This is a genomic window from Streptomyces sp. AC627_RSS907, from assembly GCF_019049165.1.
The window spans coordinates 1-617 of sequence record NZ_JAGMUE010000466.1; the positions used below are offsets into that span (position 1 = coordinate 1).

1 protein-coding gene is annotated in these 617 nt (G+C 80.4%); it reads left to right on the forward strand.

Annotation, left to right across the window (positions count from 1 at the left end; all coding sequences use genetic code 11):
- The coding region (locus KUM32_RS44300) for a CoA pyrophosphatase (protein ID WP_254406648.1) at positions 1 to 617 on the forward strand (617 nt) is incomplete at both ends.

The window sequence follows — 617 nt, forward strand, 5'->3', positions numbered from 1 at the left end:
GTTCTACGACGCAGGGGCGCGGGCCGGCGCCGACCGGTGAGCCGACGCGGGCGCCCGCGCTCGCGCCCGGGGGCGCACCGCACCGGCGCGCGGCGACCGGGGAGCCAGGGGCGGCCGACGGGTCCACGCCCGGTGCGTACGCCGGCGCGCGCCACCCCGACCTCGCAGGCGCCGCGGAACGTGGCGGCGCCCGCGAGGCCGAACGCGCCCGCGGCGCCGTCGCCCCCGCGCTCGGCCCTCCGTTCGTGGGCCCGGGCGGCCCCGAACTCCTCCTCATGGAGCGCGCCGGCACCCTGCGCTCCCACGCTGGGCAGCCCTCCTTCCCCGGCGGGGCGCTGGATCCGGAGGACGGCGATCCGGCGGGGGACGGGCCGCTGCGCGCGGCGCTGCGCGAGGCGGAGGAGGAGACCGGCCTCGACCCGTCAGGTGTGCAGCTCTTCGGCGTGCTGCCGCGGCTGTACATCCCGGTCAGCGAGTTCGTCGTGACCCCGGTCCTCGGCTGGTGGCGCCGGCCGAGCCCGGTCGCGCCGGTCGACCCGGCCGAGACCGCGAGGGTGTTCACGGTGCCGGTGGCCGAGCTGACGGACCCGGCCAACCGCGCCGTCGCCGTGCACCCC